At 51.8% G+C, this 17,368-nt stretch carries 17 protein-coding genes; 4 read left to right on the forward strand and 13 right to left on the reverse strand.

What is annotated here, in order from left to right; translation table 11 throughout:
* Window position 1 precedes the first annotated feature (1 nt).
* The 8 genes from rffC to trxA all read right to left on the reverse strand — a co-directional run bounded on the left by rffC (window position 2) and on the right by trxA (window position 7,448).
* The gene (rffC, locus tag ACHHZ7_RS18355) at window positions 2-679 is read right to left on the reverse strand and encodes a dTDP-4-amino-4,6-dideoxy-D-galactose acyltransferase (RefSeq protein ID WP_060683012.1); all 678 of its coding nucleotides are present in this window, start codon (window positions 677-679) and stop codon (window positions 2-4) included.
* Entirely contained in the window at window positions 676-1,938 is a 1,263-nt protein-coding gene (wecC, locus tag ACHHZ7_RS18360; protein WP_008787073.1) for a UDP-N-acetyl-D-mannosamine dehydrogenase, read from the reverse strand. The genes rffC and wecC overlap by 4 nt, the downstream gene beginning before the upstream one ends.
* Window positions 1,935-3,065: a non-hydrolyzing UDP-N-acetylglucosamine 2-epimerase gene (gene wecB, locus ACHHZ7_RS18365; RefSeq protein WP_048237107.1), complete on the reverse strand. Its 1,131-nt coding sequence runs from the start codon at window positions 3,063-3,065 to the stop codon at window positions 1,935-1,937. Before wecB ends, wecC begins: the two co-directional genes overlap by 4 nt.
* Window positions 3,066-3,120: 55 nt before the next feature.
* Window positions 3,121-4,167 (reverse strand): ECA polysaccharide chain length modulation protein, encoded by a 1,047-nt coding sequence (wzzE, locus tag ACHHZ7_RS18370; protein ID WP_003829003.1) that lies wholly within the window; start codon window positions 4,165-4,167, stop codon window positions 3,121-3,123.
* 12 nt (window positions 4,168-4,179) lie between these two features.
* On the reverse strand, window positions 4,180-5,283 hold the full coding sequence (gene wecA / locus ACHHZ7_RS18375; RefSeq protein ID WP_008787070.1) for a UDP-N-acetylglucosamine--undecaprenyl-phosphate N-acetylglucosaminephosphotransferase: 1,104 nt from the start codon (window positions 5,281-5,283) through the stop codon (window positions 4,180-4,182).
* A 238-nt stretch (window positions 5,284-5,521) separates the two neighbouring features.
* A complete protein-coding gene (rho, locus tag ACHHZ7_RS18380) occupies window positions 5,522-6,781 on the reverse strand; it encodes a transcription termination factor Rho (RefSeq protein WP_002437993.1) in 1,260 nt (419 codons plus the stop codon).
* Window positions 6,782-6,868: 87 nt separating this feature from the next.
* On the reverse strand, window positions 6,869-6,988 hold the full coding sequence (locus tag ACHHZ7_RS18385; protein WP_049259789.1) for a rho operon leader peptide: 120 nt from the start codon (window positions 6,986-6,988) through the stop codon (window positions 6,869-6,871).
* 130 nt (window positions 6,989-7,118) lie between these two features.
* Window positions 7,119-7,448 carry a thioredoxin TrxA gene (gene trxA, locus ACHHZ7_RS18390; RefSeq protein WP_060683011.1) on the reverse strand — a complete coding sequence of 110 codons (330 nt, stop codon included), beginning with the start codon at window positions 7,446-7,448 and terminating at the stop codon, window positions 7,119-7,121.
* Window positions 7,449-7,591: 143 nt separating this feature from the next.
* Between trxA and rhlB the strand changes: the two genes are divergently transcribed.
* Window positions 7,592-8,860, forward strand: a complete 1,269-nt coding sequence (rhlB, locus tag ACHHZ7_RS18395) for an ATP-dependent RNA helicase RhlB (protein WP_003829013.1) — start codon at window positions 7,592-7,594, stop codon at window positions 8,858-8,860.
* Between the two features lie 136 nt (window positions 8,861-8,996).
* A complete protein-coding gene (gene gppA / locus ACHHZ7_RS18400; protein WP_003829016.1) occupies window positions 8,997-10,478 on the forward strand; it encodes a guanosine-5'-triphosphate,3'-diphosphate diphosphatase in 1,482 nt (493 codons plus the stop codon).
* 47 nt (window positions 10,479-10,525) lie between these two features.
* On the opposite strand, the gene rep is transcribed toward gppA, so the two are convergent.
* From rep to ACHHZ7_RS18420, 4 genes are all read right to left on the reverse strand, one after another.
* Window positions 10,526-12,547: a DNA helicase Rep gene (gene rep / locus ACHHZ7_RS18405; protein ID WP_060683010.1), complete on the reverse strand. Its 2,022-nt coding sequence runs from the start codon at window positions 12,545-12,547 to the stop codon at window positions 10,526-10,528.
* A 104-nt stretch (window positions 12,548-12,651) separates the two neighbouring features.
* Window positions 12,652-13,380 carry a nicotinamide riboside transporter PnuC gene (gene pnuC, locus ACHHZ7_RS18410; RefSeq protein WP_060683009.1) on the reverse strand — a complete coding sequence of 243 codons (729 nt, stop codon included), beginning with the start codon at window positions 13,378-13,380 and terminating at the stop codon, window positions 12,652-12,654.
* Window positions 13,380-14,129 (reverse strand): nucleoside phosphorylase, encoded by a 750-nt coding sequence (locus ACHHZ7_RS18415; protein WP_060683008.1) that lies wholly within the window; start codon window positions 14,127-14,129, stop codon window positions 13,380-13,382. The genes pnuC and ACHHZ7_RS18415 overlap by 1 nt, the downstream gene beginning before the upstream one ends.
* A gap of 25 nt (window positions 14,130-14,154) precedes the next feature.
* Window positions 14,155-14,859, reverse strand: a complete 705-nt coding sequence (locus tag ACHHZ7_RS18420) for a Crp/Fnr family transcriptional regulator (protein WP_060683766.1) — start codon at window positions 14,857-14,859, stop codon at window positions 14,155-14,157.
* 193 nt (window positions 14,860-15,052) lie between these two features.
* Here ACHHZ7_RS18420 and ppiC (ACHHZ7_RS18425) point away from each other — a divergent pair, with 193 nt between their 5' ends.
* Window positions 15,053-15,334 (forward strand): peptidylprolyl isomerase PpiC, encoded by a 282-nt coding sequence (ppiC, locus tag ACHHZ7_RS18425; RefSeq protein ID WP_038634595.1) that lies wholly within the window; start codon window positions 15,053-15,055, stop codon window positions 15,332-15,334.
* Window positions 15,335-15,383: 49 nt separating this feature from the next.
* On the forward strand, window positions 15,384-15,665 hold the full coding sequence (ppiC, locus tag ACHHZ7_RS18430) for a peptidylprolyl isomerase PpiC (protein WP_003017999.1): 282 nt from the start codon (window positions 15,384-15,386) through the stop codon (window positions 15,663-15,665).
* Between the two features lie 100 nt (window positions 15,666-15,765).
* Here ppiC (ACHHZ7_RS18430) and ilvC read toward each other — a convergent pair whose 3' ends face one another.
* A complete protein-coding gene (ilvC, locus tag ACHHZ7_RS18435; protein WP_003829020.1) occupies window positions 15,766-17,241 on the reverse strand; it encodes a ketol-acid reductoisomerase in 1,476 nt (491 codons plus the stop codon).
* Between the last annotated feature and the right edge of the window lie 127 nt (window positions 17,242-17,368).

Genomic DNA, 17,368 nt, shown 5'->3' on the forward strand with positions numbered 1-17,368 from the left:
GTCACCTGTATAACCAATACGCGGTGCTTTCCACATTCGCACCACTGTGTATATAACGTTTAAGCGCGGCGGTATTGCCCATTTGGGTCGCCACGCGTAATGTTGTTTTACCGCGAGCCTGCGCCCAGCAAAGGGCAGCCTGCATCAGTTCTGCTCCCGCCCCACGCCCGGCCAGCAGGCCAATTCGCGCATCGGTCGCATTCAGTTCACGCAGCGAGACATAGCCACGAATATCACCTGCCGGTGTACGAAAAACGAGGCATTGATGATCGAACGTCCCCAGCACCGCGTTTTCAATCCACTGCGCATAAAAACGCGTGCTGGCATCTGCGGCATACCACGGGGTACGAAAACGACTTTGCGCGAACGCCTGTCCTGCCAGTTGGCGTAATGCAGGGATATCCGTAGTTTGTGCGACCTGCGCACCGGGGTCGCCATGCGCACACATCACCGTCAGCACAAAATCCACTTCACCTTCAACCAGTGAGAAGCCCAACTGTTGCAGGGCGTCTAATTCATGGGTATTGGCGGCAGGAATTTTTGCCTGTACCCGCGACCAGGGCTGCAACATATCCGCAGTCAGAACCGGCGCGTGTTGGTCAAAACGCACAATGGCGCTATTCACGCCAAAGAACGTATTTTCCCAGCTAAGCGGCTCAATACTGGCGCGGATTTTCACCGCCAGACCCCTTTGGTATCAACGATATATTGCTGGTGAACCGCATCGCCTTTAATGGCTTTAAATTCATTATGGTCGACCAGCAAGACCAGCACATCGGCGCTAGCCAGGGCATCGTCCAGCGCTGCCAGTTGGCACAGACCGTCCAGTTTTTTCGGCAGTTGATGGATGTTCGGTTCCACTACCAATGTTTCACCTTTGTGCCAATGCGCGATGCTTTGCGCAATTCCCATCGCCGGGCTTTCACGTAAGTCATCAATATTCGGTTTAAATGCCAGACCAAAACAGGCAATTTTCACTTCGCTGGCCCGTTTATTGGTATCCGCCAGACAGTCGGCCACGGCAGCTTTTACCTGATCAACCACCCAATGAGGCTTACCGTCGTTTACCTCACGCGCGGTGCGAATCAATTTCGCCTGCTGCGGGTTCTGCGCCACGATAAACCACGGATCAACCGCGATACAGTGCCCGCCAACCCCCGGACCCGGTTGTAAAATATTCACGCGCGGATGGCGATTTGCCAGTCGAATCAGTTCCCAGACGTTGATCCCCTGATCGGCGCAAATCAGCGACAGCTCATTGGCGAAAGCGATATTGACGTCGCGGAAGCTATTCTCAGTCAGTTTGCACATTTCCGCCGTACGGGCGTTGGTCACGACACATTCGCCCTCCAGGAAAATGTTGTACAGTTCGCTAGCACGCGCGGAACAGACGGAGGTCATTCCCCCAATCACGCGGTCGTTTTTAATCAGTTCAACCATCACCTGGCCCGGCAGCACTCGCTCTGGGCAATAAGCAATGTTAACGTCCGCGTGTTCACCGACTTGCTGCGGGAAAGTCAGGTCAGGCCGCATTTCTGCAAGCCATGTGGCCATCTGTTCAGTGGCCCCGACAGGCGACGTCGATTCAAGGATCACCAACGCGCCTTTTTTCAGCACCGGCGCAAGAGATTTAGCCGCGGCTTCCACATAAACCATATCGGGTTCGTGCTCCCCCTTAAACGGAGTAGGCACAGCAATCAGATAGGCATCCGCATCTACAGGGGTTGTGGTCGCACGCAGAAATCCATTTTCGACCGCCGTTTTCACCACGGCGCCCAAATCTGGCTCAACGATATGAATTTCACCGCGATTAATGGTATCCACCGCGTGTTGATTTACATCTACGCCAATCACATGCTTTTGACGGGAAGCAAAGGCAGCCGCCGTCGGCAGTCCGATATAACCCAGCCCAATGACAGAAATGGTCGTAAAACTCATAGCGATATCCGATTATTTTTTAACGCGTGTAAAATGCGGCCACATGCCTGCCCGTCACCATACGGATTATGGGCACGGCTCATGGTCTGATATTCATTGTCGTCATGCAGCAAACGCGTGACTTCTTCGACAATACGCTGCGGGTCGGTCCCTACCAGACGTACTGTGCCTGCAGTAATCGCTTCCGGACGTTCCGTCGTTTCGCGCATCACCAGTACCGGTTTCCCCAGAGATGGGGCTTCTTCCTGAATCCCGCCAGAGTCGGTAAGGATCAGCCAGGCGTGATTCATCAGCCAGACAAACGGCATATAATCCTGCGGTTCAATCAGGATGATGTTTTCAACGTGCCCCAGAATGCGATTAACCGGTTCGCTGACGTTAGGATTCAGGTGCACCGGATAGACAATCTGTACGTTCTGATTGGCCGCGGCAATTTCCGCCAGCGCATGACAAATGTGTTCAAAACCACGACCGAAGCTTTCCCGACGATGACCGGTCACCAGTATCATCTTTTTATCCGAGCTCAGGAATGGGTAATGCTCTGCCAGTTCAGCTCGTAATGCATCACTCGCTAGTACGCGATCGCGTACCCAGATCAACGCATCAATAACCGTATTACCTGTAACGAAGATACGGCTATCAGAAATGTTTTCCCGTAACAGGTTTTGGCGCGAGTTTTCTGTTGGTGCAAAATGATACATCGCCAAATGCCCGGTCAGCGTACGGTTCGCCTCTTCCGGCCAGGGAGAGTAGAGATCGCCTGTACGTAAGCCTGCCTCCACATGCCCTACCGGGATGCGCTGATAGAACGCGGCCAGGCTAGTAGCAATGGTGGTTGTGGTATCGCCGTGAACTAACACAACGTCAGGTTTAAAATCAGCCAGAATTGGCTTTAATCCTTCCAGTATTCGGCAGGTAATTTCTGTTAGTCCCTGACCTGGCTGCATAATATTGAGATCGTAGTCAGGTACAATGGAAAAGAGGTTCAACACCTGATCGAGCATCTCCCGATGCTGCGCCGTGACGCAAACTTTTGCCTCAAAATCAGGATCTTTTGCCAGCGCATGAACCAGAGGTGCCATTTTTATGGCCTCCGGTCGCGTGCCAAATACAGTCAGTACTTTCACATCGATTCTCTTCGGATTGGCAGTGAGGGCCCAGCCCCTCACTGCAACGATATTGCTAAATCGTGCGGCGACGGGTTAACGCGACACCAGCACCGATCAGAGCCCCAACGATGCCCCACATAATCATCAGGAAGGCACGACGAGGGCTGTCACGTTTTACCGGTTCCTCCGGCGTACGCAAATAACGATAGGTCTGAAAACGCGGATCCAGAGTTGGCCCAACGTTCAGTGTGTTAAGCATGGCTCGGTTTTGGAAGTAGTCCAGATCGAAATCGGGACCAACAGATTGCAGGTTTTCGAGTCGCGCCTGCAGCATAGGACGTCCAAGCAAAAACAGTTCAGAATCGGGTAGCTCTTCAGCCGGAACGTCAGTGGAAGTACGCGAAATATTATGCTGTTCAGCAATTTTGAGAGCCTGCTCAATGTTGTGAACTCGGCGAGAGAAAATCGATTTCGCCACTTCTTCCTGGCGTTTAACCTGCGCCTTCATCTGCACAGTGCGCGCAGCCCAGGCTCCCTTTAACTCGTCGTTCAGATGACGCGCCGCACGCTGGCTGGCAAACGCGACGTACTGACGCAACAGATTGTTGGCATCAGGTGCCGTTTCGGCAATCAGCTTCACGCTGTCATTGGTATTACGAACCGCATCGCCGGGCATAAACTGAATATTATTAATCAGTTCATCCAGCATCGCCGCATCGGCTTTACTGTTCCCCACCATACGTTGCTTGTAGTAATCAGTCTGCTGCCAGAATTCACGGCGAGTATCCCATGAGGCAAGCTGCATGATAAATTCTTTATAGGCCTCATCCATCACTGACGGCTGATCCGCAGATGCGAGACTGGCCTTGATGTCCAGGTTACGTAAGAACTGCTGCTGAGAGTAATAGCCGCCCAACATATTAACCGTTGGCCTGTCTGAAATCGCCGTCGCGCTCCACTCCTGACGAGCAAAAAACGTATAGGCGAGAGCGACTAACGCGAAGGCGAGAGCCATACCGACGATCCACACCTTCCCTGTCCACAAAGTACGAAACAACCCACGGATGTCCAGTTCATTTTCAGCGCTCATGGCATGTTCCCCCGGTAATGGTTGTGTCATCGTACCCTCAATTTATTTGGTTAAGTTTGGTTTACTGTCACGGTTTCTACGCAACTTGCGCTTCCAGCGTTTGATAAATCTCGCTACCTTCCAGGCACGTTTAATACAATAGTCATACAAGACAAATGCCAGTAAAAAGAGCACCAGCATCACCCATTCCGGAACGACCTGGGAATATTCAGCCAGTACACCAATGGCAGCCAGGATCGCAGCAGCCAGCGTAATCAGGACAAAAGCCTGTCGGGAGGTAAACCCAGCACGCATGATTAAATGGTGAATATGTTGACGGTCCGGGGAGAAAGGGCTCATGCCTTTACGTAAACGACGATACATGATCGCCACCATATCCATTAACGGAATGGCAATAATCCACAGTGCGGTGACCGGGCTAATAGGATGCGTTTTACCTTGAGTGGTCTCCAGCAGGATCCAGATGACCGTAAAGCCAATCAGCGTACTCCCCGCATCGCCCATAAAGACTTTATAGCGACGTCCGAGAATACCCAGGTTCAGCATGATGTAAGGCAGAATGGCGGCGATCATGGCAAAACACCAGATAGCCAGGCTTGTCTGGCCGTCAAACCACAAGATAAGCCCCATTGCGGCGAATGATACGCTGGATAGTCCGCCTAACAGACCATCAATCCCATCTACCATGTTAAAGGCATTAATTGCAGCCCAAACGGCGAAAAGGGTAAGGAAATAGCCAAAAGGACCGAGCACCATCTCCCAAGGGCCAAAAATGAACCCAAGGCTCAACAGATAGAGCTTACCTACCGCCATCATAATGATGCCGATGATAGCCTGGATGGTCGCACGGATTTTTACACTGATATCAAAGCGGTCGTCCAGTGCACCGATAAATACCAGTACACCAGCACAAGCCAGGTAGAGAGTTGCATGCGGGATATAATAATCGGCGATGAGGAACGTAAAGCAAATGCCTGCGTAAACCGAAATCCCCCCAACCAACGGAATCAGTCCCTGATGACGTTTGCGGAAGTTGGGTTTATCCACCAATCCTATCTTTTTCGCAACCTTACGGGCAAAGAAAAGAAACAGCGTTGTGAATAAAAAAATACTGATGAGATCAGTACTTGCTGTCAGTAAATTCACTATACATACTCTCAAAGAATATCAATATATGAAGTATAACCATCCAGGCGATTATTCAGAAGAGAAACCCGATTCCATATCAGGTGGTTCTGTATGATTATTAACCACAAAATACGAATTACAACCCTTCGTCGCCAGGCGGTATGTCATACCGGATTATTATTATTGTGTCGTTAAGATTACATCCACAAAAGCAAAACGCCACGTAAAAACGTGGCGTTTTCAGATGATGCCCGAATCAGGAACGCTTCATCATATCGAAGAAGTCGTCATTGGTTTTGGTCATCGCCAGTTTGTTAATGAGGAATTCCATTGCGTCGATTTCACCCATCGGATGGATGATTTTGCGCAGGATCCACATTTTCTGCAGCTCTTCCTGGGTAGTGAGCAGCTCTTCTTTACGGGTACCGGAACGGTTGTAGTCGATAGCCGGGAAGACGCGTTTTTCAGCAATCTTACGAGAGAGATGCAGTTCCATGTTGCCGGTACCTTTAAACTCTTCGTAGATAACTTCATCCATTTTAGAGCCGGTATCAATCAGCGCAGTAGCGATGATGGTCAGGCTACCGCCCTCTTCCACGTTACGTGCAGCACCAAAGAAACGCTTCGGACGATGCAGGGCGTTGGCGTCCACACCACCGGTCAGTACTTTACCGGAAGCCGGAACCACGGTGTTATATGCACGCGCCAGACGGGTGATGGAGTCAAGCAGAATGATAACGTCTTTCTTGTGTTCAACCAGACGTTTCGCCTTCTCGATAACCATTTCCGCAACCTGAACGTGGCGGGAGGCTGGTTCGTCAAAGGTAGAGGCAACCACTTCACCTTTCACCAGACGCTGCATCTCGGTAACTTCTTCCGGACGTTCGTCAATCAGCAGTACCATCAGCACGCAGTCAGGATGATTGTATGCAATGCTCTGCGCGATGTTCTGCAGCAGCATGGTTTTACCCGCTTTCGGCGGAGCAACAATCAGACCACGTTGGCCACGACCGATCGGCGATGCCAGATCCAGTACACGCGCCGTTAAGTCTTCAGTAGAACCGTTACCACGTTCCATACGCAGACGAGAGTTTGCGTGCAGAGGCGTTAAGTTCTCAAAGAGGATTTTGTTACGGGCGTTTTCTGGTTTGTCGTAGTTAACTTCGTTAACTTTCAACAGCGCAAAGTAGCGTTCACCTTCTTTCGGCGGGCGAATCTTACCAGAAATGGTATCACCAGTGCGGAGGTTGAAACGGCGGATTTGGCTGGGAGAAACGTAGATGTCATCAGGACCGGCGAGGTAGGAGCTGTCTGCAGAGCGGAGGAAACCAAATCCATCCTGCAATATCTCCAGCACACCGTCACCAAAGATATCTTCGCCACTCTTTGCGTGCTGCTTCAGGATGGCAAAAATAATGTCCTGCTTGCGCATACGAGCCAGGTTTTCAAGGCCCATATTTTCGCCGAGAGTGATCAGCTCAGAAACCGGCGTATTCTTTAATTCGGTAAGATTCATAATGGTGTGAGTTCTTAAACTTGGGGTAAATCTCGAACTTAATGTTGTGAATGGTATGGCAGGGTCATCCATGCCTGTTTACGGCCATCAACTCATGTCTGTTCGCTGTCTGGTCACAGGAAAGTACGCAGAACTGAAACGACAAGACGGATTGAGTGACAAGCCAGGAATCTGTCCACTCCTCGCGCGAGAAACAACGGGAAGTATTGGATATAACTAGATTCAAACTTAATAAGGTATGTTTAATACGAAGTCAACACTAACTTAGCACGACTCAAGTCGGGCGTCCAGTCATCCGAATCATTTCGAAGTAGGGTCGCCCGATCATGAGACTTCCTTACGCTAAATTAGCGTCGAGGAATTCTTTCAACTGACCTTTGGACAGCGCGCCGACTTTCGTCGCCGCAACTTCGCCGTTTTTAAACAGCAGCAGGGTCGGGATGCCACGGATACCATACTTCGGCGCGGTGCCTGGGTTTTGGTCAATGTTCAGTTTAGCAACCGTCAGTTTGCCCTGATATTCGTCAGCGATTTCATCCAGAATCGGAGCGATCATTTTGCACGGACCGCACCACTCTGCCCAGAAATCAACGAGGATTGCTCCGTCCGCTTTGAGTACATTCGTGTCAAAACTGTCGTCAGTCAGGTGAATAATTTTATCGCTCATAATAACTCCACAGGAATAAGCCTGGTGCATTGGTGTAGCATTAATCAACGACGTGTTGATGTAGCATTAACCAACTAAAGGTTGACTTTATTTCACCGGATACGCTTTCGTAAAGCAATAGTAAGCTGATATTCTACCACACTATGAGCAAAACACATTTAACAGAACAGAAGTTTTCCGACTTCGCCCTGCACCCAAAGGTGATAGAAGCCCTTGAAAATAAAGGCTTTCATAACTGTACGCCCATTCAGGCCCTCGCGCTGCCGCTAACGCTGGCTGGTCGTGATGTTGCCGGGCAGGCGCAAACCGGTACCGGAAAAACGATGGCGTTCCTGACGTCAACGTTTCATTATCTTCTCTCTCATCCCGCGATTGCCGATCGCAAGGTGAACCAACCGCGTGCGTTAATTATGGCGCCAACGCGTGAGTTAGCCGTGCAGATCCACGCCGATGCCGAGCCGCTGGCACAGACCACTGGTCTGAAATTAGGCCTGGCGTATGGCGGCGACGGTTACGATAAACAGCTGAAAGTGCTGGAAAGCGGCGTCGATATTCTTATCGGCACGACCGGTCGTCTCATCGACTATGCAAAACAGAACCACATTAATCTGGGCGCGATTCAGGTCGTGGTGCTGGATGAAGCCGATCGTATGTACGATCTGGGCTTTATTAAAGATATCCGTTGGCTGTTCCGTCGTATGCCGCCAACCACCCAACGTCTGAACATGCTGTTTTCTGCAACCCTCTCTTACCGCGTTCGCGAACTGGCGTTCGAACAGATGAATAACGCTGAGTACGTTGAAGTCGAACCGGAACAGAAAACTGGCCACCGCATTAAAGAAGAGCTCTTCTACCCTTCCAACGAAGAGAAAATGCGTTTGCTGCAAACGCTGATTGAAGAAGAGTGGCCAGATCGCGCCATTGTTTTTGCTAACACCAAGCATCGTTGTGAAGATATCTGGGGCAGCCTTGCTGCGGACGGTCATCGCGTCGGTCTGCTGACCGGTGACGTAGCACAGAAAAAACGTCTGCGTATTCTTGATGAGTTCACCCGTGGCGATCTCGACATTCTCGTTGCGACGGATGTCGCTGCGCGTGGCCTGCATATCCCAGCAGTAACGCACGTATTTAACTATGACCTGCCGGATGACTGTGAAGATTACGTTCACCGAATCGGTCGTACCGGACGTGCTGGCGCAAGCGGTCACTCTATCAGCCTGGCTTGTGAAGAGTACGCGCTGAATTTACCCGCAATCGAGACCTATATCGGCCATTCGATTCCGGTCAGCAAATATAACCCGGATGCGCTGATGACCGATCTGCCGAAGCCGTTGCGCTTAACGCGCCCGCGTACAGGCAATGGCCCACGCCGTACCGGTGGTGCTCCGCGTAATCGTCGTCGTTCAGGTTAAGAAAAGTTATGCCATACACAAAATCATTCAGCCTGTATCAAGGCGGCAAGAAAACGAATCCCGATGAGCTTATTATAGTAAATGATTCGGGTGAGAGAACGCAGCCAACACAGATACAGGTTGAAGGATGAAGTGTATGAATTCTACTTCGCTGTATGCGGCAATCGATCTCGGCTCGAATAGTTTTCATATGCTGGTTGTACGCGAGGTGGCAGGAAGCATCCAGACGCTCACGCGTATCAAACGCAAAGTGCGTCTGGCCGCTGGACTCAACGGTGACAACGAGCTCTCTGTTGAAGCGATGGAGCGCGGCTGGCAATGTTTGCGCCTGTTTGCTGAACGTCTGCAGGATATTCCGCATCCACAAATCCGGGTGGTCGCCACGGCAACATTACGCATCGCCGTAAATGCCGATGTGTTTATTGCCAAAGCGCAAGAGATCCTTGGCTGCCCTGTCCAGGTGATTAGCGGTGAAGAAGAAGCGCGACTGATTTATCAAGGTGTGGCCCACACAACCGGCGGTGCCGATCAGCGTCTGGTTGTGGATATTGGTGGCGCCAGCACTGAATTAGTCACTGGTTCCGGCGCACAAACCACCTCTCTGTTCAGCCTGTCGATGGGCTGCGTCACTTGGCTCGAACGCTATTTTACCGATCGTAATCTGGCACAGGAAAACTTTGACGAGGCAGAGAAGGCCGCACGTGAAGTTCTGCGCCCGGTCGCCGACAAACTGCGTTTTCATGGCTGGAAAGTTTGCGTTGGTGCCTCTGGTACCGTCCAGGCGTTGCAGGAAATCATGATGGCGCAGGGCATGGATGAGCGCATTACGCTGGCCAAACTTCAGCAGCTTAAGCAGCGCGCAATTCACTGCGGTCGTCTGGAAGAGCTGGAAATCGAAGGGTTAACGCTGGAACGTGCGCTGGTTTTCCCCAGCGGGCTGGCCATTCTGATTGCTATTTTCACTGAACTGAACATTCAATGCATGACCCTGGCCGGCGGCGCATTACGTGAAGGTCTGGTCTACGGCATGCTGCATCTGGCGGTGGATCAGGATATACGTAGCCGCACATTACGCAATATCCAGCGTCGCTTTATGGTCGATACAGAGCAAGCACATCGCGTTGCCAATTTAGCGACTAAATTTCTCGATCAGGTAGAAAAAAAGTGGCATCTTGAACCGATTAGCCGCGAACTACTGATTAGTGCCTGTCAGCTGCATGAAATTGGCCTGAGCGTTGATTTTAAACAGGCACCACAGCATGCCGCTTATCTGGTGCGCAATCTCGATCTCCCGGGTTTTACCCCTGCGCAAAAGAAACTGCTAGCAACGCTGTTACTCAACCAGACCAACCCCGTCGATCTCTCTTCGCTCCACCAGCAAAACGCAGTGCCACCGCGCATCGCGGAGCATCTTTGCCGTTTGCTACGTTTGGCGATCATCTTCGCCAGCCGTCGCCGTGACGATCTTGTGCCGGAAATTCAAATGGATGCAAGAAACGAGCACCTGACGGTCACGCTACCAGAAGGCTGGCTGGAACATCATCCGCTGGGTAAAGAGTTAATCGATCAGGAAAGTCAGTGGCAAAGCTATGTCCACTGGCCGCTGGACGTTCATTAGATGTTGGTTGCCGGATAGCGCTTACACGTATCCGGCCTACAAAATACCTACTTTGCTTTGGCTTTCGCCATCATTGCCCGAATATTAGCGATGCTTGCCTGCCCTTTTTGCATCCGCTCCTCAGCGCTCACCACTTTACGCTCTTGTTCCCAGATAACGTCATCCTGTGGCAGCTCCAGCAGGAAACGACTCGGTTCCGGACGCACCAGCTCACCGTACTGACGACGCTCTTTACACAGCGTGAAGATGAGTTCTTTCTGTGCACGCGTAATCCCTACGTAAGCCAGACGACGTTCTTCATCGATATTGTCTTCATCGATACTGCTCTGGTGCGGCAAAAATCCTTCTTCCATTCCCACCATAAACACGTAAGGGAACTCCAGCCCTTTTGAGGCATGCAGCGTCATCAACTGCACCTGATCCAGCTCTTCTTCGCTCTCTCCACGCTCCATCATGTCGCGCAGGGTAAAGCGGGTAACTACCTGGGTCAGGGTCATCGGCTCTTCCAGCTCATTGCCTTCCAGCATCTCCGTCATCCAGCTGAACAGCGTATTGACGTTTTTCATACGCATTTCAGCCGCTTTCGGGCTCGGCGAGGTTTCATACAGCCAGGATTCGTAATCAATACCGTGGATAAGATCGCGCACGGCGGCAACCGGTTCGCGCTCCGCCAGGCGCTGAATTTCACCCAGCCAGTGCGTAAAGCGGGTCAGAGAGTCATACCCGCGCCCGGTCAGTGTCTGGCTAAGCCCCATATCAAAGCTGGCGGTAAACAGGCTTTTATTACGCGTCATCGCCCATTCACCCAACTTTTGCAGCGTGGCTGGACCGATTTCACGCTTTGGCGTGTTTACGATGCGCAAAAATGCGCTGTCGTCATCCGGGTTGCTCAGCACGCGCAGGTAGGCCAGCAGATCTTTAATCTCCGGACGCGAGAAGAACGATGTTCCGCCGGAAATTTTGTACGGGATACGGTTCTGCATCAGAAACTTTTCGAACACGCGCGACTGATGATTACCGCGATAAAGGATGGCGTAGTCTTTATATTGCGTCTTGTTCACAAAGTGATGGGCAATTAATTCCCCGGTCACACGTTCGGCTTCATGCTCTTCATTATTTGCGCTCAGCACCTTCAGCTCAGCACCGTAACCCAACTCGGAAAAGAGCCGCTTTTCAAAGACGTGTGGATTGTTCGCAATGAGGATGTTCGCCGCCTTAAGGATGCGACCTGATGAACGGTAGTTTTGCTCCAGCTTCACCACCTGCAAAGCCGGAAAATCTTTGCTCAACAGAACCAGGTTCTGCGGACGGGCGCCGCGCCAGGAGTAGATCGACTGATCGTCATCGCCCACGACGGTAAAGCGCGCACGTTTCCCCACCAGCAACTTCACCAGCTCGTACTGGCTGGTGTTGGTATCCTGATATTCATCCACCAGCAGGTAGCGGATTCTGTTTTGCCAGCGCTCACGTACTTCTTCATTGCGCTGTAGCAGCAGCGTGGGAAGCAGGATCAGATCGTCAAAATCGAGGACGTTACACGCCTTCATATGCGCGTCATACAGACCATAGCAGTGGGCAAAAATACGATCGCGCTCGCCCTTTGCGCTGGCTGCCGCCTGCGCTGGCGTCATCAGATCGTTTTTCCAGTTGGAGATCGTCGAGATCAGCTGCTGGAGAATAAGCTTATCGTCTTCAATTAGCCCTTCGGTCAGTTCCTTAAGCAGGGCCACCTGGTCGGTATCGTCAAACAGCGAGAAGTTCGACTTCATCCCCAGCGCCGCATATTCGCGCTTAATGACATCCAGTCCCAGTGTGTGGAAAGTGGAGATCATCAACCCACGCGCCTCTTTACGACCCAGCGTTTGCGCCACGCGCTCTTTCATCTCGCGCGCAGCCTTATTGGTAAAGGTCACTGCCGCAATATGTCGTGCCTGATAGCCACATTCACGGATCAGATGGGCTATTTTGTTGGTGATAACACGCGTCTTGCCGGAACCCGCTCCCGCCAGCACCAGGCAAGGTCCGGTGACGAATTCGACGGCTTGTTGTTGTCCGGGGTTCAAACGCATAAGGGATTGCTCAATCTGTAAACACGGGGGAGGTGGATTGTAGCAGAAAGAGGGAGAAAAAGAGTAACTGGCTACCCCTGTGAGTAGCCAGAAAATCGGGTCAATCAGGAAGCTGTCGCGGCTAGTGGTGTATAGCCGTTGCGCTGCGCGCTCTTGATCCAGCTGTAGGATCCCATCACCGCGATTGCCGTCAGCAGGACATATTCGAGCGACATGGCGTAAACGCCCTGCACCGCGTAAATAACCACGCTAATCACGTCGATGAGCACCCACAGCAGCCAGTTTTCGACATATTTACGCGTCATCAGAATCATGGCCGCAATCGACAACACCAGCATGGTGGAATCCCAGAACGGGAAGGCATCGGGCTGAAGGTCAGGCATCGCGACCGGTATACCTATCATTTGTAGCAGTGCAATCATAATGCGGGTAAGCGCTGCAAACACCGGATCGATAAACAGCGTCATCAAAACTATCGCCACCGCACAAACGCCGCCCAGCACCAGGGTTTGCTGACGGGAAAGCCAACGTACCTTGAGCGCTGCTTCCTGCGCCTCATTTTGCCGGCTCCACGCATACCAACCGTAAATGTTAGCGGCGAAGAAAAACACCTGCAGCAACAGACTGGCATAAAGCTGAATCTGGAAAAAGATTGCCGCAAACAGCGTGACGTTAATCAGGCCAAACAGGTAATTGATGATTTTTTCCCGGCTGGCACACCAGATACATAACAGACCAAATACGGTACCAATGGCTTCAATCCAAGATAGTGCATAGCCGCCTTCGCCGAGAGGAATGTTGACCATTACATTGTTAATGCTAAAAAAGTCCATCACTGACCTCCTTGCTGACTATCGGAATGAATGGCGCGTAGCGCCAGGGTAATTTGCCGTTCTTCGCCCTGTTGGCACAACGTTTCCTGCTGGACATAATCATTGATACTGCTATCCAGACAACCGTTGTGGGCAACCACCACATTGAGTAATGACGCCGTACGTAACCCGCGCAGCGCACCGATGGCCATCAAAGCGGCACTTTCCATATCCGCACCCAGAACGCCGAGTGCCGACCACTGCGCATCCAGTTCCGCTTCCCGGTCGGTATAAAAACTATCGTGGCTGCGCACCAGGCCGCATGTGGCGGGAATATTCATCTGCCGCGCTTGCGCCATCAGTTCCCAGGTTAACTGCGGGTCGGCGCAGGCCGGATAGCCCGCAGGCGCATAGGTACGGCTGGTCCCGTCATCCGTTACCGCGGCATGGGCGATAATCACGTCACCAAGCGCAAGATTATCCTGCAATGCCCCGCAGCTACCGATACGAATCAGGGTCTTTACACCGATTTGACGCAGTTCTTCAATGGCAATAGCCGTAGACGGTCCACCGATTCCGGTAGAGAGCACTAAAATCTCGATCCCCTGATACCAACCTCGCGCGGCGCGAAACTCACGGTTTTGACCAAGCGATTCTGGGTTATCAAGAAAATTGGCGATGCGATCGACTCGCAACGGGTCTCCCGGCAGCAGCGCATAGCGTGCGCCTGTCATCTCCTTGCTTAACTGGATATGGGGTTGCAGCGACATTCTCCCGCCTCCTTCACTCTTACGGTTATCCGATATCAGCCTCCTGCTTTAACTTTTCAGGGACTAACAACACAATGCTTTCACCATCGGTATCAATAATCTGTAACGCTTTCAGGTCATGTAAAATACGGTTAATACTGCGTGTCGTCGCCGCCAGTTCCTGACTGAGGTTTAGCTTATCCAGCAAAATTTCATTCGTGCCATCTTGTTGATAACGCAGCCATAACGCCTGGCACACTCGCTGATACAGCGAGTAAAGATTGTCGCTGCTGGCCTTTTTCGACAGCTGGTAATATTGCTGACTAAAGAAGCGCAGCATCCGCTGGTTAAAATGGTTATCTAACGCCAGCCAGCGGCTGAAGTATTCCTGCGATAAGCTCAGAAGCTGCACATGTCCTACCGCCACTACCGAACAGATGTAATGGCGCGACTCAAAAATCTCGAGTTCGCCCAGCATATCGCCTTTCCGGTAGCGGGCTTGACGATAACGACGTCCATCTTCAGCCTCATAGAAAACATCGACTTCACCGGCAATAATCAGCGAAAAACGCTGACATATTTCCCCCTGCCGACAGATAAAGGCACCGCGTTGGATCTCTTCAAAACGCCAGCGCTGCATGATGTCCAGAGGGCAATATTTCAATAATTCATAGAGCTGTGGATCGCGAACAATATCACCCAGCCCGGTAAGCCATCCGACTGAAAATTCATTTTTTTTCATTGTATCCATGATATCTCGCTCCATGGCTGTAGGGACAGGACGGAGGTCCCCGGCAAAAGGGAATGCGGCAGAGAAAATGTCGCTCATCTCCCGTTTCCATACATCAGGCGAGACATCTGTCCCGCGATGGCGAAGAGTATATGTCCACGACTAAGACGGGTGATAAAGTAATGGGACATCTTTGAGACATGAGAACAAAATAATGGCTAAGAGCGCGGCAGCCCTACATATCCTGGTAAAAGAAGAGAAATTAGCTCTGGAGATCCTGAGCAAGCTGGATCGCGGTATTAGCTTCGATCATTTGGCAAAACGCTATTCTCGCTGCCCCTCTGGGCGCAACGGAGGCGATCTGGGCGAGTTCAAACAGGGGATGATGGTGGGGCCATTTGATGCCGCTGTGTTTAGCTGCCCACTGCTTAAACCTTACGGGCCTGTAAAAACCAAATTTGGCTACCACATCATCAAAGTGCTGTATCGACGGTAAGCCATGCTAAAATCGCGAGCCTTACAGACCCCTTTTTGAAGGCACGATCATGGCAAAAACAGCAGCAGCAGTGCATATCCTTGTTAAAGAAGAGAAACTGGCACTGGATCTTCTGGAACAGATTAAAAACGGCGCCGACTTCGGCAAACTGGCGAAGAAACACTCCATCTGCCCATCAGGCAAACGCGGCGGTGATTTAGGCGAATTCCGTCAGGGCCAGATGGTTCCGGCGTTCGACAAAGTGGTCTTTTCCTGCCCTGTGCTGGAGCCAACCGGTCCGCTGCACACTCAGTTCGGTTACCACATCATTAAAGTGCTGTACCGTAACTAATAGAAAGCCCGGTGTTTAAACACCGGGCTTTTTTTGCCGGATAGCGCTTCGCTTATCCGGCCTACGAAGCGCTGTTGATATGCCATTCCTCTATGAGGAATTATCCTGCGACCGCAATGCGCTTCATATCGGTCATGTAGCCACGCAGTTTCTGGCCCACTTTCTCGATAGCATGGCCGCGAATCGCATCGTTCACGTCACGCAGTTGCGCGTTGTCTACCGCGCCTTCAGCAATCGCTTTGCCCAGGTCGCCGGTCTGCAGGGTGGTCATGAACTCTTTCAGCAGCGGTACGCAAGCGTAAGAGAACAGGTAGTTGCCGTATTCTGCGGTATCAGAGATAACCACGTTCATTTCGTACAGACGCTTACGGGCAATAGTGTTGGCGATCAGCGGCAGTTCGTGCAGTGATTCGTAGTAAGCAGATTCTTCGATGATGCCGGAATCCACCATGGTTTCGAACGCCAGCTCAACGCCCGCTTTCACCATCGCAATCATCAGAACGCCTTTATCAAAGTATTCCTGCTCGCCGATTTTACCGTCGAACTGGGCAGCGGTTTCGAACGCGGTTTTGCCGGTCTCTTCACGCCAGGTCAGCAGTTTCTTATCGTCGTTGGCCCAGTCAGCCATCATGCCGGAAGAGAATTCACCGGAGATGATGTCGTCCATGTGTTTCTGGAACAGCGGCGCCATGATCTCTTTCAGCTGTTCGGACAGCGCGTAAGCACGCAGTTTCGCCGGGTTAGACAGACGGTCCATCATCAGAGTGATGCCGCCCTGCTTCAGCGCTTCGGTGATGGTTTCCCAGCCGAACTGAATCAGTTTTTCAGCATATGCCGGGTCAGTACCCTCTTCCACCAGCTTATCGAAGCACAGCAGAGAACCGGCCTGCAGCATACCGCACAGGATAGTCTGCTCACCCATCAGGTCAGATTTCACTTCCGCAACGAAGGAGGACTCCAGCACACCCGCACGGTGACCGCCAGTAGCCGCAGCCCAAGCTTTAGCGATCGCCATGCCTTCGCCTTTCGGATCGTTTTCCGGGTGAACGGCGATCAGGGTCGGTACGCCGAAACCACGTTTGTACTCTTCACGCACTTCTGTACCCGGACATTTCGGTGCCACCATCACAACAGTGATGTCTTTACGGATCTGCTCGCCAACTTCCACGATGTTGAAGCCGTGGGAGTAACCCAGCGCTGCACCGTCTTTCATCAGCGGCTGTACAGAACGCACAACGTCGGAGTGCTGCTTGTCCGGAGTCAGGTTAACCACCAGATCAGCCTGCGGGATCAGCTCTTCGTAGGTACCCACTTTGAAGCCGTTTTCGGTCGCTTTACGCCAGGAAGCACGCTTCTCAGCAATGGCTTCTTTACGCAGTGCGTAGGAGATATCCAGACCGGAGTCACGCATGTTCAGGCCCTGGTTCAGACCCTGGGCGCCACAGCCGACGATGACCACTTTTTTACCCTGAAGGTAGCTCGCACCATCGGCGAATTCGTCGCGACCCATAAAGCGACATTTACCCAGCTGTGCCAACTGCTGGCGCAGGTTCAGTGTATTAAAGTAGTTAGCCATGATGGTGTACTCCGTGATGTTGTGTTGTGGTGCTTATTATTCGGTTCGCAGATTTGTATTTGCGAGATTGAATCCACATTACAACAGGAAATTTATTGCGGAAATTGATATATTCACAACGTCACAT

Source organism: Citrobacter freundii complex sp. 2024EL-00216, assembly GCF_043945515.1.
Taxonomy (GTDB): Bacteria; Pseudomonadota; Gammaproteobacteria; order Enterobacterales; family Enterobacteriaceae; genus Citrobacter; species Citrobacter portucalensis.

Coding starts and splice junctions, on each gene's coding strand:
- ppiC (WP_003017999.1), top strand. CDS start 15,384: ATGGCAAAAACAGCAGCAGCAGTGCATATCCTTGTTAAAGAAGAGAAA.
- rhlB (WP_003829013.1), top strand. CDS start 7,592: ATGAGCAAAACACATTTAACAGAACAGAAGTTTTCCGACTTCGCCCTG.
- wzzE (WP_003829003.1), bottom strand. CDS start 4,167: ATGACACAACCATTACCGGGGGAACATGCCATGAGCGCTGAAAATGAA.
- rep (WP_060683010.1), bottom strand. CDS start 12,547: ATGCGTTTGAACCCCGGACAACAACAAGCCGTCGAATTCGTCACCGGA.
- pnuC (WP_060683009.1), bottom strand. CDS start 13,380: ATGGACTTTTTTAGCATTAACAATGTAATGGTCAACATTCCTCTCGGC.
- rho (WP_002437993.1), bottom strand. CDS start 6,781: ATGAATCTTACCGAATTAAAGAATACGCCGGTTTCTGAGCTGATCACT.
- ppiC (WP_038634595.1), top strand. CDS start 15,053: ATGGCTAAGAGCGCGGCAGCCCTACATATCCTGGTAAAAGAAGAGAAA.
- ilvC (WP_003829020.1), bottom strand. CDS start 17,241: ATGGCTAACTACTTTAATACACTGAACCTGCGCCAGCAGTTGGCACAG.
- ACHHZ7_RS18420 (WP_060683766.1), bottom strand. CDS start 14,859: ATGGATACAATGAAAAAAAATGAATTTTCAGTCGGATGGCTTACCGGG.
- wecC (WP_008787073.1), bottom strand. CDS start 1,938: ATGAGTTTTACGACCATTTCTGTCATTGGGCTGGGTTATATCGGACTG.
- trxA (WP_060683011.1), bottom strand. CDS start 7,448: ATGAGCGATAAAATTATTCACCTGACTGACGACAGTTTTGACACGAAT.
- gppA (WP_003829016.1), top strand. CDS start 8,997: ATGAATTCTACTTCGCTGTATGCGGCAATCGATCTCGGCTCGAATAGT.
- ACHHZ7_RS18415 (WP_060683008.1), bottom strand. CDS start 14,129: ATGTCGCTGCAACCCCATATCCAGTTAAGCAAGGAGATGACAGGCGCA.